Raw genomic sequence first — 13,226 nt, 5'->3', positions numbered from 1 at the left:
GCGGGCGCCGTGCGGCCTCGATTGCCTGCTAATATGGGACATTGCTACTTCCCGCCCCTATCCATGCACGTCAACACCCTCAGCAGTCTGGCGCAGCTTCTGGCCAGCGCCGAAACGGAAACGCTGGCGTTTCCTACCAGCATCAACACGGCCCTGCTCCTGCAAAAGGAACTGGCCAACCCGGATTGCCACTCGGCCGACATCAGCCGCCTGCTGCTGTGCGAACCCACCCTGTCGGCGCGCGCCGTGGCGCTGGCCAATTCGGCCCTGTTCGCGCCCGGCCAGGCGCCCGCCATCACCAGCGTGCGCGCCGCCGTCGAGCGCCTGGGACACCGCAACCTGTATGCGCTGGCGACGGCGGCCGTGATCCGCCAGCTGAACGCGGGCATCCGCGACGACGCCTTGCGCGCCCGCGCCACCCAGCTGTGGGCGCACACCGTGCATGTGGCGGCGCTCGCGCACGGGCTGGCCGCCACCGTCACGCACACGGATGCCGATACGGCGCTGTTCGCCGGCATCGTGCATGAAGTGGCGGGCTTTTATCTGCTGGCCCAGGCCGACAAGACCCCGGGCCTGTACGCCCAGCTGGAAACGCAGATGGCGCCCACCCTGGAAGTGATCGGCCGCGCGCTGATGCGCCAGCTGGGCGTGCCGCTGCCCGTGGCCGATGCCGTCAATGCCTTGCCCGGCTCGACCATCATGCTGCCGCCCGAAGGCTTGCGCGACACCCTGCTGCTGGCCAAGGCGCTGGCGCCCGTGACCTCGCCGCTGCCGCAGGCGGGCATCACCGTCAGCGAAGCGCTGCAAGCCTACCTGGAACACGATCCCGTGCTGCAGGCGCTGCGCACGCAGCCGTCGGCCGAAGCGAAGGGACTGATCGAGGTACTGCTCAGCTGATGGCCGATCTGCTATGATGGCGCGGGCCGGGATGGACCCGGTCCGCTTTCATTGATGTTCACTGGAAAACTGCCTTGACTACCTCCTTACGCATGCTCGGCCTGGCCGCAGCACTGACCGTGGCGTGCAACGCCAACGCCGACAGCTTCGTTTCCTCGGCCTCCAGCGCCGGTTCCCAGTCGAGCGGCAGCATTTCCGATTCGCTCAAGGGCTCGAGCAACAGCTCTTCGCGCGACAACAAGGTGGCCAATGGCCCCTACCGCATCATCGACGTGGCCGCCGTGCCGGGCCGTAAGGGCATGACGCGCCTGACGATGCAGGCCGATGCCACAGCCACGCCGCTGGTGCTGGACTTGCCGCAGGCGGCGCTCGACAAGCAGCGGCTGGCGCAGGGCGACATGGTGCATGCGCAAAACCGCGCCTACGGCATCGAATTCTCGCGCAACGACACGCGCGCCGCCTTCTTCCTCGTGCTGGCCGACGACTGGTACGGCGAACTGGCCACGCGTCCCGTCAGCCTTTGATACGACGTATGACCCTGCGGCTGCTGGCCGGCTGCGCCGCACTGGCGCTGGCTGGCGCCGCCCAGGCAGGCACTGCGCTCGCCTCGTCGCGCTTTTGCGACCGCGCGCAGGAACTCACGGCTGCCGAACAGGACCGCCTGTTGCGCTTTGCCGCCGTCGTGCGCGAGGAACTGGCCGCCACCGAAGGCAGCGTGGCCCTGATCAGCCGTTCCGGCCTGGACCTGGCCCGCTTCGGCATCCGCTATTCGCACGCGGCGCTGGCCTGGCGCCACGACGACGACAGCGGCTGGTCCGCGCGCCAGCTGTACTACGCCTGCGATGAAGGCCGCCCGCGCATCTTCGACCAAGGCACGGCCGGTTTCGCCATGGGCACGGACAATCCCTCGCTCGGCTACATCTCGCTGCTCAAGCTGCCGGCGGAAACCGTGCCGCCCCTGCGCCGCGCCCTGCTCGACCCCGTGCGCGTGCAGCAGTTGCTGGCGGGACGCTACAGCGCCAACGCCTATGCGTTCAGCCTGAAATACCAGAATTGCAATCAGTGGGTGGTGGAATTGCTGGCCGCCGCCTGGGGCGAGCTGGCCGCGGGCAGCGACTTGCGCGGGCGCGCCCAGGACTGGCTGCGCGCCGCCCAATATGCGCCCGCCCCCGTCGACGTGGGTGCGCGCTGGCTGATGCTGGGCTCCATCTTCGTGCCCCTCGTGCACATGGACGACCATCCGCCCGTAGCCATCGGCACGATGCAGCTGGCAGTGAGCCTGCCGGCCAGCCTGGAAGCGTTCGCGCGCCAGCGCCTGCCCGCCAGCGAGCGCGTGGAAATCTGCCACGACGGCAGGCAGGTGGTGGTGCACCGGGGCTGGGAAGCCATCGCCGACGGCTGCGTGCCGGGCCCGGGCGACCGGGTCATCGCCCTCGACTGATCACTGCTGCGCGTCGAGCGCCTCGCCGATCGCATAAAAACGCCCGCCCGCGATGTAGTGCAGGCTGCGCCAGGACGGATCGGCCTCCTCGAAATGCCAGTGCCCGTCGCGGAACACGCGCGTGTCGGCCCAGGCGCCCACCACTTCGCCGATGAACAGGTCGTAGGCGGCCTGGTTGTGCGGCTCGGGCAGCAGCCGGCAGGCCAGCCAGGCGGAGCATCCGGCCACGCACGGCGCTTCAACACCTTCCATCTGGAACAGCCGCACGCCCGCGCGCGCCAGCTTGTCCGGCTGCGCGTCGAGGCTGTGCGTGCCCACGGCGTGCGTCAGCTGCAATTGCGCGGCCGTCGGCACCTGGATGACGAACCTGCCGCTGCCCTCGACCAGCGCGCGCGTGCGCGTGGCCTTGTCCAGCACCACGGTCAGTTTCGGCGGCGCGAAATCGAGGGCGCAGGCCCAGGCGGCGGCCATCACATTGTCGATACCGCCATGGCGCGCCGAGACGAGGATGGACGGGCCGTGATTGAGCAGGCGGTAGGCCTTTTCCAGCGGCACGGCGGCGATATGGCTGTCGATGGCTGTCACGATGCGTCCTTTGCAGAGAGTGTCAACAGCATGTCCCACTGGTCGATGCCGGGCCCGAAACCATCCGGCGTCACCTTCACCGGCACGAAGCCATAGCCCGCATAGAAGCCCTGCGTGTGCTGGCTGGTATTCATCCTCACGCTGGCGACTCCCGGCACGGCGCGGATGGCGTCCAGGCGCGCCTGCGTCAGCGCGCGGCCCAGTCCCTGTCCATGCGCGTCCTGCGCCACCATGCCCCAGCACAGGGCGGCGGTTGCCCCGTCCGCCTCGATGGCGTGGCCGCCGCAGGCGACGAGGCGGCCGCCGCGCAGGATGACCAGGTAGGGATGCGGCGAGGTATCGAGCCAGGCGGCAAAGTCCGCGCGTTCGGACGGGTCGAAAAAGCGCGGCGTATTGCCGTCGAACAGGGCCAGGCAGGCATCGCGGTCGCCGGCCTGGTAAGGACGTACAGTCTGCATGTGTTGTACTTTCAGGGACAGGAGCACAAATTATACGGGCATGCGCTCACAGCAGCCGCTCCGACGCCACCACGTGCACGCCCGGTGCGGCGGCGATGGCCGCTTCCAGCAAGGCGCCGGCGATGCGGTGCGCGGGATTGATGCGCCAGCGGCGCGGCAGCACGGGAGCGAGCACGCGCAGCAGGCCCAGCGCCAAGCCCTCGCCCGTGCGCACTTCATCGCGCTGGCCGCCGATCAGTCCCGGGCGCACGTGGGTGAGCGAGTCAAACCCCAGCCCTTCCAGGTCGCGTTCCAGCTCGCCCTTGACGCGGTTATAGAAGATGCGCGAAGCGGCGTTGGCGCCCGCGGCGGAATTGAGCGCATACGTGCGCGTGCCGGCCGCCAGCGCCAGGCGCGCCACGGCCAGCGGATAGTCGTGGTCGACCCTGCGGAACAGCTGCCGCGTGCCGGCCGCCTGCATGGTCGTGCCCAGGGTGCAGATGACGGCGTCCGCCTGCCACCACGATGCATCGGGCGGCAAGCGGTCGAAGTCGACGAGGGGCGCGTCCAGTTTCGGGTGCGGCGGCAAGGCCTTGCGCACGGGCGCGGCGACATGGCTGACGCGCGCATCCATCAGCGCCAGCCGCAGCACTTCGCGGCCTACCAGGCCCGTGGCCCCCACAAGTAGTAATTTCATGGCTTTCCCGTCAAAATTGCTGTCAGCCTCAACCATACACGCAACTCAGCCCAGGCGCAGCGCCAGTGCCGCCAGGGTCACCAGCAGCACGGGCACGGTCAGCACGATGCCGACGCGGAAATAGTAGCCCCAGGAAATGTGGATATTCTTGCTGTCAAGCACATGCAGCCACAGCAAGGTGGCCAGGCTGCCGATGGGCGTGATCTTCGGCCCCAGGTCGCTGCCGATGACGTTGGCGTAGATCATCGCTTCGCGCACGGCGCCCTGCGCCGTCGTCGGGTCGATGGCCAGCGCCCCCACCAGCACCGTCGGCAGGTTGTTCATCACGGAAGACAGCAACGCCGTCAGCACGCCCGTGCCCATGGCCGCGCCCCACACGCCGTACTGGGCGAAGTGGTTCAGCATGCCCGTCAGGTAGGCCGTCAAGCCCGCATTGCGCAAGCCGTACACGACCAGGTACATGCCCAGCGAAAAGACGACGATATGCCACGGCGCATGGCGGATCACGTGGCGCGTGGAAATCACATGCCCCCTGGCGGCCACGCCCAGCAGCAGCGCGGCGCCCACGGCGGCGATCAGGCTGATGGGCACGCCCAGGCTTTCTTGCGAGAAAAATCCCACCAGCAGCAGCGCCAGCACCAGCCAGCCCGCGCGGAAGGTGGCCAGGTCGCGGATGGCGGCGTCCGGGCGTTTTAATTGTGCCACGTCATAGTCGCGGGGAATATCCTGGCGGAAAAAGAGCAGCAAGGCCGCCAGGGTGGCAAGCACGGCTACCACGTTGACGGGCACCATCACGGACGCGTATTCGGCAAAGCCGATCCTGAAGAAATCGGCCGAGACGATATTCACCAGGTTCGACACCACCAGCGGCAGGCTGGCCGTGTCGGCGATGAAACCGGCCGCCATCACGTAGGCCAGCGTGGCCTTGGCGGAAAACTTCAGCGCCCGCAGCATGGCGATGACGATGGGCGTCAGGATCAGCGCGGCGCCGTCGTTGGCGAACACGGCGGACACCAGGGCGCCCAGCAAGACCAGCAGCACGAACAGTTTGCTGCCGCTGCCGCCACCCCAGCGCGCCACGTGCAAGGCGGCCCATTCGAAGAAGCCGGCCGCGTCCAGCAGCAGGCTGATGATGATCACGGCAATGAAGGTGCCGGTGGCATTCCACACGATATGCCAGACGACGGGAATGTCGCCCCAGTGGATCACGCCGGCCAGCAAGGCGACGCCGGCGCCGATGACGGCGCTCCAGCCGATGCCCAGGCCGCGCGGTTGCCAGATAACCAGAGTCAAAGTGGCCAGGAAGATCAGGAAAGCGGTCAGCATGCGGTCATGGTCCCGTGCAATGCGGCGTCGCGGGCACCATGCGCCGCAGCCTGTGAATTTGAACAATAATTCAATGATACTGGAATTATTGAATGAATGCAAAACTGCGGCACTTGCGCCTCACTGCGGCACGCTGCCAGCCAGGCTGGCCGGCGGCGCAAAAAAAATGCATGCGCCTGCGATTATGATTGTCTTTAAGCAACTTAATCGGTGTATAGTCGCAGCACCGTTGAAACCAGGATTGAACAAGGAAACATACATGGCGCGCATTTATCAGAGCAACAATATGGGTGATGCCGACGTGCGGGTGGCCATCGTGCAGCGCGGCAAGGCCGACTTGCTGGTGCACCGCGCGACCAGCTGGGGCCTGGCGCACGGCGACGCGCAGTGGTTCATCACCCGTGAGCGCCAGGATGCGACGGCCAGCGTGTATTTCACCTCGCCAGGCTTCGCGCAGCTGACCATCTGTTTTGTCGACCAGGCGGGCGAGGCAGGCTGGGTCCGGCCACACCGCTTCAAGGGCTGCCTGTCGCACGGCGGCAGCTGACATCAAGCGGAGGAGTTCGTCATGGAGTTGATCTTGCTGGAACCCGGCAACGGGGAATTGGTATTCGGCAAGGCGCCGGACGGAGAAAGCAAGGGCGGCGGTATCGACGCCATCTGGCGCGACGCCGCTGCGCTGCGGGGCATGGGCCAGTGCATCGAGCTGGTGTCATTACATCAAGGCATGAAGCAGCAAGTGACGGCGGACGTCAGCAACTCTGCGCGCACGTCCGGCCGGCCCGTCATCACGGAGTTTACCTGTGTCAAATATGTCGACCAGACGTCCGTCAAACTGTATGAACTGTGCCTGCGCGCCGAGCCGCTGGGCAGGGGCGCGGCCCAGCCGACCAGGCTGTACATCGCCCGCCATGCGGGCAGCAAGACGGCCAACATCATCACCATCGCCCTGCGCGACGCCCTGATCAGCGAAATCCAGCTGCAAACCCATCCCGACGACATGCCCACCGAACAGTTCAAGCTGAGCTTTACGGAAATCCTCTGGAGCCACAGCGTGCAGCAGGCCGACGGCCAGCCCGGCGCCCAGCACACGACGGGCTGGAGCCTGACGCGCAACCGCCCGATCGGGGCGTTTACGGGATAAGCACATGAACGACGCGGCACATTCTCCTGACATCGTTTGCATCGGCAATACCGATACTTTTACGAGGAAACCCGCATGAGCAACTACATCCGCATCGCCGGCAACCCCGCAACCGGCATCGTGCTGCTGGGCGACGATGGCACGGTGCGCAGCCAGGGCCAGGTCGAAACATGGTCGGCATGGCTGGATTCCCCGCGGGCCGCCGGCTTCGTGCCCGGCGAAGCTGCGTTTGCCTGCCTGCACGGCGACGGCGCGGGCTTCGTCACGGTGGCCCATGGCACGGCCATCCGCTATCTCTCCGTCCTGGGCCAGCCGAATGCGCGCTGGAAGGACGTCGCCCCGCCGCCCGCCGGCACCGGCATCGCCGGCCTGGCGGGCGGTCCCCTGGAGGGCTACCTGCTGCTGGCCGCCGATGGCCGCCTGTACCGGCTGGACGGCGGTGCCGCTGGCGGCGGGAACGCATGGCAAGCCTGCGCCGCCCCGCCGTTCAGTGGCAAGGCCGCGCTGATCGCCGGCGACTGGCAGCATGGCGTGCTGGCGCTGGCCGACGGCGCCGCAGCAAAGCTGCAGAGCGGCAGCACCGGCGACGCCTGGACGGCGCTGCCGGCGCCACCGCTCGCCTTCGAGATGGTGACGGGGAATTGTCAGGATGGCTTCATCGCCTACGGCGAGGGACGCATGTTCATGCTGGACATGGGCGCCCAGCCGAGGTGGAGCCGCCTGGCCATGCCAGGCTTCGACATGCGCGCCCTGTCCGGCGATCCCGTTCACGGCGTGGCGGCCGTGCTGGCCGACTCCAGCGGCGACGGCACCCTGGTCGTCTATGCCCTGCGTCCGGGCAGGGAATCGTGGTCGCTGGTCCTTGCGCCGTCGGCAAGGCGCGCATAGTCCCTACTCTTCCAGCCCGCCCCCCAGCGCCTTGTACAGGGCCACGGCCGACTTGAACTGGTCGCGCCGCGCGTCCAGCAAGGCTTGCTGCGCCGCATACGACTGGCGCTGCGCGTCGAGCAATTCCAGCCGGCTGTCCTGGCCCGCGTCGTAGCGCAGCTGCGACAGGCGCTGGCGCTGCTGCGCCGCGGCCACCACGCGCTGCTGCGCGGCGATCTGCTGCGCATACGTGGCGCTGCCGGCCAGGCCGTCGCGCACCTCGCGAAACGCCGCCTGGATCGCCTGCTCGTATTGCAGCACGGCGACGTCCTTGCGCAGGCGCGACAGCTGCAATTCCGCGCGCAGCTGGCCGCCCTGGAACAGCGGCTGCGTCACTTGCGGCGCGAACGACCAGCTGCGCGCGCTGCCGCGGAACAGGTCGCCCAGCTCCGGACTGGCAAAACCCAGCGACGCCGTCAGCGACAGACGGGGGAAGAAGGCGGCGCGGGCGGCGCCGATTTCCGCATTCGCCGCCACCAGCGCGTATTCGGCTTGCACGATGTCGGGTCGCCGCGCCAGCAGGTCCGATGGCAAGCCGGGCGGCAGCTGCGTCAGCACGGGCTGGCCGTCGAGCGCGCGGCCGGCGGGCAAGTCGGCGGGCAATGGCGCGCCCAGCAGCAGTTCCAGGTTGTTGCGCGCCAGGGCACTGGCCCGCTCGCGGGCCTGCACGTCAGCCTCCGCCGTGGCCGCCTGCCCTTGCGCTTGCGCCACGTCCAGGCCGCTGCCCTGCTGCGCGCCATGCAGGCGCTGCGTCAGGACCAGGGCCTGGCGCCAGTCGGCCAGGGTCTGCCGCGCCAGCGCCAGCTGTTCCTCGGCCAGGCGCTGCTCCAGGTAGGCATCGGCCACGCCGCCGATCAAGGCCATGTGGGCGGCGCGCTGGCCCTGCTCCGTGGCCAGGTAGCGGGCAAACGCCGCGTCCGACAGGGAAGCCAGGCGGCCGAACAGGTCGATCTCGAACGCGCTCATGGCGATGCCGGCCGTGAACTGTTTTTGCGTGACGCCATCGGCAGCGCGCTGGCGCACGCCGCCCGCATTCGCGCCGATGGCCGGATAGCGGGCCGCATCCTGGATCTGGTACTGGGCCCGCACGGCTTCCACGTTGAGCGAAGCCACGCGCAAGTCGCGGTTGTTTTCCAGCGCCAGGCTGACCAGGCGCTGCAGGCGCGCATCGAGCAGCATCTGGCGCCAGCCCAGGTCGGCGGCAGTGCCGGCCATGCCTGCCGGCGCGGCCGCCTCGCCCGCATGGTAGCTGGCGGGGATGGGCGGCGCCGGCTTGACCAGCGGCGGCGTCAGCGAACAGGCCGACAAGGCCAGCGCGGCCAGGGGCATGATGAATATGGAACGCATTACGACTCTCCTTCCACCGCTTTGACCGCGGTGCGATTGCGCTTACTGTCTTTTAAGAAATAATTTGCCAGCTTGTCGACGGCGCCCAGCACCACGACAAAGAACACGGGCACGAAAAACACGGCCAGCACGGTGGCCGTGATCATGCCGCCGAACACGCCCGTGCCGATCGCGTGCTGCGTCTCGGCGCTGGCGCCCGTGGCCAGCATCAGCGGCACCACGCCCAGCGCGAACGCCAGCGACGTCATCAGGATCGGGCGCAGGCGCAGGCGGGCCGCTTCCACCGTCGCCTCGACCAGTCCCTTGCCCTGCGCCTGCAGCTGGCGCGCATATTCGACGATCAGGATGGCATTCTTCGCCGACAGGCCGATGATGGTGATCATGCCCACCTTGAAGAACACGTCGTTCGGCATGCCGCGCAACATCACGGCCAGCACGGCGCCCAGCAAGCCCAGCGGCACCACCAGCATCACGGACACGGGAATGCTCCAGCTTTCATACAGGGCCGCCAGCACGAGGAAGACCACCAGCATCGACAGCGCCATCAGCATGGGCGCTTGCGAGGCCGATTCCTTCTCCTGCAGCGATTGTCCTGTCCAGGCCAGCGCGAAGCCGGGCGGCAGCTGTTTTACCAGGCGTTCCATTTCCAGCATGGCGTCGCCGCTCGAGACGCCGGGCGCGGCGCTGCCCGAAATGCGCGCGGCAGGATACCCCTGGTAGCGCACCAGTTGCAGCGGCGATTCGCTCCACACGGGGCGCACCAGTTCGCCCAGGGCCACCATGCCGCCCGCGTTATTGCGGATGCGCAAGGCCAGCACGTCGTTCAACTGCATGCGCGACGGCGCATCGGCCTGGATGATCACTTGCTGCATGCGGCCCGCGTTGGGAAAATCGTTGACATAGGTCGAGCCCATGGCCGCCGTCAGCATGTCGGCAATGGCCGTAAACGACACGCCCAGCGCTTCCGCCTTGGTGCGGTCGATATCGAGGCGCACGCTGGCGCCGGGCGGCAAGCCGTCCGGATACACGCCCGCCACCTTGCTGCTTTGCGCGGCCAGGCCCAGCAGCTGGTTCTGCGCCGCCTGCAGGGCAGCGATGCCCTGGCCGGCGCGGTCTTGCAGGCGCAGGGAAAAACCGGACGAATTGCCCAGCTCATCGATGGCGGGCGGCATCAGGCTCATGATCACGCCCTCCTTCGCCTGCGACATGGCGGCCTGCGCCAGCGCCACTTCTTCCTGCGCCGTGGCGCCGTTGCGCTGCTTCCAGTCCTTCAGCATGGTGAAGGCCAGGCCCGCATTCGGTCCCGCGCCGGAAAAGCTGAAGCCCAGAATGGACTGGTTCACCTCGATGCCGGGCCGCGTGGCCACGTGCTGCTCGTACAGCTTGACGACATCGAGCGTGCGCTCCATGGTGGCGTCGGACGGCAGCTGGATCGAGGTAATGAAATAACCCTGGTCTTCTTCCGGCAGGAAGGCCGACGGCAGCTGCACGAAAGCCACGCCCAATGCGGCGACGATGGCGCCGTAGACCACCATCGAGCGGCCCGCGCGTTTCAGCATGGCCACCACGCCCTTTTCATAGCGGGCCGTCATGCGCTCAAACTGGCGGTCGAACCACAGGAAGAAGCCCTTCTTGTCATGGTCGTGCGGACCGATGGGTTTCAACATGGTGGCGCACAGGGCCGGCGTCAGGGTCAGCGCCAAAAAGGCCGAGAACAGGATCGACACGGCCATGGCCAGGGTGAACTGGCGGTAGATGGCGCCCACGGAGCCGCTGGCCAGGGCCATGGGGATGAACACGGCCGTCAGCACCAGCGTGATGCCCACCACGGCGCCCGTGATTTCGCGCATGGCCTTCGACGTCGCTTCCTTCGGCGACAGGCCTTCCGTGGCCATCAGGCGTTCCACCGCCTCCACCACGACGATGGCGTCATCGACGATGATGCCGATGGCCAGCACCATGCCGAACATGGTCAGCACGTTGACGGAATAACCGGCCAGCAGCATCACCGTAAACGTCCCCATCAGGGCGATCGGCGCGACGATGGCGGGAATCAGGGTGTAGCGTATCTTTTGCAGGAACATGTACATGACGAGGAAGACCAGCACCATCGCCTCCAGCAGGGTGACGACGACCTTCTCGATCGAGATCTTCACGAACGGCGCCGTATCGAACGGCACCGAGTACTTGATCCCGGCCGGCATGGTGTGCGCCAGTTCAGCCATGCGCGCACGCACAGCGCTGGCCGTCTGCACGGCGTTGGCGCCGGGCGACAGCATGATGGCGGCGCCCGAGGCGGCTTGCCCGTTTTCGCGGATGCTGAAATTGAAGCTCTGCGCGCCCAGCGACACGCGCGCCACGTCGCCGATGGTCACTTTCGAGCCGTCCGCATTCGCGCGCAGCACGATGGCGGCAAATTCGGCCGGCGTTTGCAGCTGGCCCTGCACCGTCAGCGGAATGGTGACGCGCTGGCCGTGCACGGCGGGCGAATCGCCCAGGCGGCCCGGGGCGATCTGCGCATTTTGCTGCGCCACGGCGGCCGTGATATCGCCCATGGCGATGTTGTACGACACCAGCTTGGCCGGGTCGACCCAGATGCGCATGGCCCGCTCGGAGCCGAACAGCTGCACCTTGCCCACGCCGGGAATGCGGCGCAATTCCTCCGTCACGTTGCGCGCCAGGTAGTCGCCCAGCGCCACTTCGTCGTGCTGGCCAGTCTCGGAAATCAGGCTGACGATCATCAGGAAGCCGGACGATGCCGACTCCACCGTCAGGCCGTTTTGCCGCACGGCTTGCGGCAGGCGCGGCTCAATGGCTTTCAGGCGGTTTTGCACGTCCACCTGGGCCATTTCCGGATTCGTGCCGGGCTGGAAGGTGACGGTGATCGAGGCCGAGCCCGAGGTATCGGTGGACGACTCGAAATACAGCAGGTGCTTGACGCCCGACAGTTCGCGCTCGATCAGGCCCACCACGGAATCGTTCATGGTTTGCGGCGTGGCGCCAGGGTAGCTGGCGCTGATGCTGACGCTGGGCGGCGCCACCGAAGGGAAGCGCGCAATCGGCAATTGCGGTATGGCGATCAGTCCGAACAGGACGATGAAGACCGCCACCACCCACGCAAAGACGGGGCGGTTGATGAAGAATTGAGGCATGTCATTAAGCTTTCAACAAGTACTGGTCAGCGCACGGCGCTGGCGGGAGCTGCGGTGGCAACGGCGGCGGCCCGCTTCCACGGCTGGGGCGCGGCGGTGGCGCCCGGCTGCAAACGTTCCTGGCCTTCGATGACGACCGTGTCGCCCGCCTTCAGGCCGCCGTTGACGACGTACTGGTGCTCGACCACGTCGCCCACGGTTACCGGTTTCAGGCTGGCCTTGTGCGCGCCGTCGAGTACCCAGGCCTGCGCCTGGCCGTCGCTGCCGCGCAAGACGGCTTGCTGCGGCACCAGCACGCCGTCGGCCTGCACGGCGCGAGCGATGCGGGCCCGCACGAACATGCCCGGCAACAGCTGGCGCTGCGGATTGTCGACCAGCACGCGGATGACGGCGTCGCCCGTGCCCGCATCGACGCTGATGCCGGAGAACAGGATGCGCCCCATGACGGGATGCGGCTGGCCATCGGCGCCCAGGATGGTGACGGGCAGCTTGTCTGCGCCGCCCTTGCCGTCCGCGCTCGCGGCCCGCAGCGCGGCCAGCGCAGCGGCCGGCTGGCGCACGTCGACATACACCTTGTCGATCTGCTGGATGCGCGCCATCGGCGCAGCATCGGCCAGGCCCACCAGCGCGCCTTCCGTCACCAGTTCGGAGCCGATGCGCCCCGCGATGGGCGCCTCGATGCTGGCAAAGGCCAGGTCCAGGCGGCGGCGCGCCAGGCTGGCCCGCGCCTGCGCCACGGTGGCCACGGCTTGCTCGCGCTGGGCCACGGCATCGTCGTACGCCTGGCGGCTGATGGCGTCCGCCTCGACCAGCGGTTTCAGACGCTCGGCCTGGCTGCTGGCGCGGTTGGCCGTGGCCACCGCATGCTGCAGGGCGGCGGCGGCCGAATCGACGTCCGCCTGGAACGGTGCGGGGTTCAGCTGGAACAGCTTCTGCCCCGCCTGCACTTCGGCGCCCTGCTCGAACTGGCGGCGCAGCACGATGCCGCCCACCTGCGGGCGGATGTCGGCTGTGCGGAAGGCTGCTACCCTGCCCGGCAATTCGTCGCTGAGGAGCACGGGCGCCGCCTGCAGCTTGAGCACCGTCACGGCGGCGGGCGGTGCGGCGCCTTCTTCCGGCGCGGGTTTGGAACAGGCGGCAAGGCTGAGCAGTGCCGCGGCGATCAACATGTTTTTCTTGGTGAGGTGGCTCGGATGCATGGTCTTTCTCTATGGCAGATCCCAACCGGCGGTCCGGTCGACAGATAAGCGCAGCATAAAAGGCTTGCGTGGAT

The 13,226-nt window shown here is 67.7% G+C and carries 13 protein-coding genes; 6 read left to right on the top strand and 7 right to left on the bottom strand.

Annotated elements, in window-relative coordinates; genetic code table 11:
• Positions 1 to 63: 63 nt before the first annotated feature.
• From GCN74_RS22125 to GCN74_RS22115, 3 genes are all read left to right on the top strand, one after another.
• A complete protein-coding gene (locus GCN74_RS22125) occupies positions 64 to 897 on the top strand; it encodes an HDOD domain-containing protein (protein ID WP_226939166.1) in 834 nt (277 codons plus the stop codon).
• A 92-nt stretch (positions 898 to 989) separates the two neighbouring features.
• Positions 990 to 1,421: a hypothetical protein gene (locus tag GCN74_RS22120; RefSeq protein ID WP_152258703.1), complete on the top strand. Its 432-nt coding sequence runs from the start codon at positions 990 to 992 to the stop codon at positions 1,419 to 1,421.
• Between the two features lie 8 nt (positions 1,422 to 1,429).
• Positions 1,430 to 2,338: a DUF2145 domain-containing protein gene (locus GCN74_RS22115; protein ID WP_152258675.1), complete on the top strand. Its 909-nt coding sequence runs from the start codon at positions 1,430 to 1,432 to the stop codon at positions 2,336 to 2,338.
• Here the strand turns inward: GCN74_RS22115 and GCN74_RS22110 are convergent, their stop codons facing one another.
• The 4 genes from GCN74_RS22110 to GCN74_RS22095 are packed head-to-tail and all read right to left on the bottom strand — an operon-like array spanning position 2,339 to position 5,383.
• Positions 2,339 to 2,914, bottom strand: a complete 576-nt coding sequence (locus GCN74_RS22110; RefSeq protein ID WP_152258702.1) for a flavin reductase family protein — start codon at positions 2,912 to 2,914, stop codon at positions 2,339 to 2,341.
• 5 nt (positions 2,915 to 2,919) lie between these two features.
• A complete protein-coding gene (locus GCN74_RS22105) occupies positions 2,920 to 3,381 on the bottom strand; it encodes a GNAT family N-acetyltransferase (RefSeq protein ID WP_152258674.1) in 462 nt (153 codons plus the stop codon).
• A 46-nt stretch (positions 3,382 to 3,427) separates the two neighbouring features.
• On the bottom strand, positions 3,428 to 4,057 hold the full coding sequence (locus tag GCN74_RS22100) for an NAD-dependent dehydratase (RefSeq protein WP_152258673.1): 630 nt from the start codon (positions 4,055 to 4,057) through the stop codon (positions 3,428 to 3,430).
• 45 nt (positions 4,058 to 4,102) lie between these two features.
• Complete coding sequence (locus tag GCN74_RS22095; protein WP_152258672.1) at positions 4,103 to 5,383, bottom strand: arsenic transporter; 1,281 nt, start codon at positions 5,381 to 5,383, stop codon at positions 4,103 to 4,105.
• 259 nt (positions 5,384 to 5,642) lie between these two features.
• Here GCN74_RS22095 and GCN74_RS22090 point away from each other — a divergent pair, with 259 nt between their 5' ends.
• From GCN74_RS22090 to GCN74_RS22080, 3 genes are all read left to right on the top strand, one after another.
• Entirely contained in the window at positions 5,643 to 5,930 is a 288-nt protein-coding gene (locus GCN74_RS22090; protein WP_152258671.1) for a DUF6150 family protein, read from the top strand.
• A gap of 21 nt (positions 5,931 to 5,951) precedes the next feature.
• Positions 5,952 to 6,527: an Hcp family type VI secretion system effector gene (locus tag GCN74_RS22085; protein ID WP_152258670.1), complete on the top strand. Its 576-nt coding sequence runs from the start codon at positions 5,952 to 5,954 to the stop codon at positions 6,525 to 6,527.
• 75 nt (positions 6,528 to 6,602) lie between these two features.
• Positions 6,603 to 7,415, top strand: coding sequence for a hypothetical protein (locus GCN74_RS22080; protein WP_152258669.1), 813 nt, complete (start codon positions 6,603 to 6,605; stop codon positions 7,413 to 7,415).
• 3 nt (positions 7,416 to 7,418) lie between these two features.
• Here the strand turns inward: GCN74_RS22080 and GCN74_RS22075 are convergent, their stop codons facing one another.
• The 3 genes from GCN74_RS22075 to GCN74_RS22065 are packed head-to-tail and all read right to left on the bottom strand — an operon-like array spanning position 7,419 to position 13,152.
• On the bottom strand, positions 7,419 to 8,801 hold the full coding sequence (locus GCN74_RS22075) for an efflux transporter outer membrane subunit (RefSeq protein WP_152258668.1): 1,383 nt from the start codon (positions 8,799 to 8,801) through the stop codon (positions 7,419 to 7,421).
• A complete protein-coding gene (locus tag GCN74_RS22070; protein ID WP_152258667.1) occupies positions 8,801 to 11,953 on the bottom strand; it encodes an efflux RND transporter permease subunit in 3,153 nt (1,050 codons plus the stop codon). The genes GCN74_RS22075 and GCN74_RS22070 overlap by 1 nt, the downstream gene beginning before the upstream one ends.
• Positions 11,954 to 11,979: 26 nt before the next feature.
• On the bottom strand, positions 11,980 to 13,152 hold the full coding sequence (locus GCN74_RS22065) for an efflux RND transporter periplasmic adaptor subunit (RefSeq protein WP_152258666.1): 1,173 nt from the start codon (positions 13,150 to 13,152) through the stop codon (positions 11,980 to 11,982).
• Positions 13,153 to 13,226: the final 74 nt, after the last annotated feature.

The sequence above is a fragment of the Janthinobacterium sp. FT14W genome, from assembly GCF_009208755.1.
In the GTDB taxonomy this organism is placed as follows: Bacteria; Pseudomonadota; Gammaproteobacteria; order Burkholderiales; family Burkholderiaceae_D; genus Janthinobacterium; species Janthinobacterium violaceinigrum.
The sequence above is the reverse complement of the archived record's forward strand: the minus strand, read 5'-3'. Positions and strand labels throughout refer to the sequence as shown.

Bases quoted from the DNA above. Each gene is read 5' to 3' on its own strand.
- GCN74_RS22125 (WP_226939166.1), top strand. From the start codon at position 64: ATGCACGTCAACACCCTCAGCAGTCTGGCGCAGCTTCTGGCCAGCGCC.
- GCN74_RS22120 (WP_152258703.1), top strand. From the start codon at position 990: ATGCTCGGCCTGGCCGCAGCACTGACCGTGGCGTGCAACGCCAACGCC.
- GCN74_RS22115 (WP_152258675.1), top strand. From the start codon at position 1,430: ATGACCCTGCGGCTGCTGGCCGGCTGCGCCGCACTGGCGCTGGCTGGC.
- GCN74_RS22105 (WP_152258674.1), bottom strand. From the start codon at position 3,381: ATGCAGACTGTACGTCCTTACCAGGCCGGCGACCGCGATGCCTGCCTG.
- GCN74_RS22100 (WP_152258673.1), bottom strand. From the start codon at position 4,057: ATGAAATTACTACTTGTGGGGGCCACGGGCCTGGTAGGCCGCGAAGTG.
- GCN74_RS22095 (WP_152258672.1), bottom strand. From the start codon at position 5,383: ATGCTGACCGCTTTCCTGATCTTCCTGGCCACTTTGACTCTGGTTATC.
- GCN74_RS22090 (WP_152258671.1), top strand. From the start codon at position 5,643: ATGGCGCGCATTTATCAGAGCAACAATATGGGTGATGCCGACGTGCGG.
- GCN74_RS22085 (WP_152258670.1), top strand. From the start codon at position 5,952: ATGGAGTTGATCTTGCTGGAACCCGGCAACGGGGAATTGGTATTCGGC.
- GCN74_RS22080 (WP_152258669.1), top strand. From the start codon at position 6,603: ATGAGCAACTACATCCGCATCGCCGGCAACCCCGCAACCGGCATCGTG.
- GCN74_RS22075 (WP_152258668.1), bottom strand. From the start codon at position 8,801: ATGCGTTCCATATTCATCATGCCCCTGGCCGCGCTGGCCTTGTCGGCC.
- GCN74_RS22070 (WP_152258667.1), bottom strand. From the start codon at position 11,953: ATGCCTCAATTCTTCATCAACCGCCCCGTCTTTGCGTGGGTGGTGGCG.
- GCN74_RS22065 (WP_152258666.1), bottom strand. From the start codon at position 13,152: ATGCATCCGAGCCACCTCACCAAGAAAAACATGTTGATCGCCGCGGCA.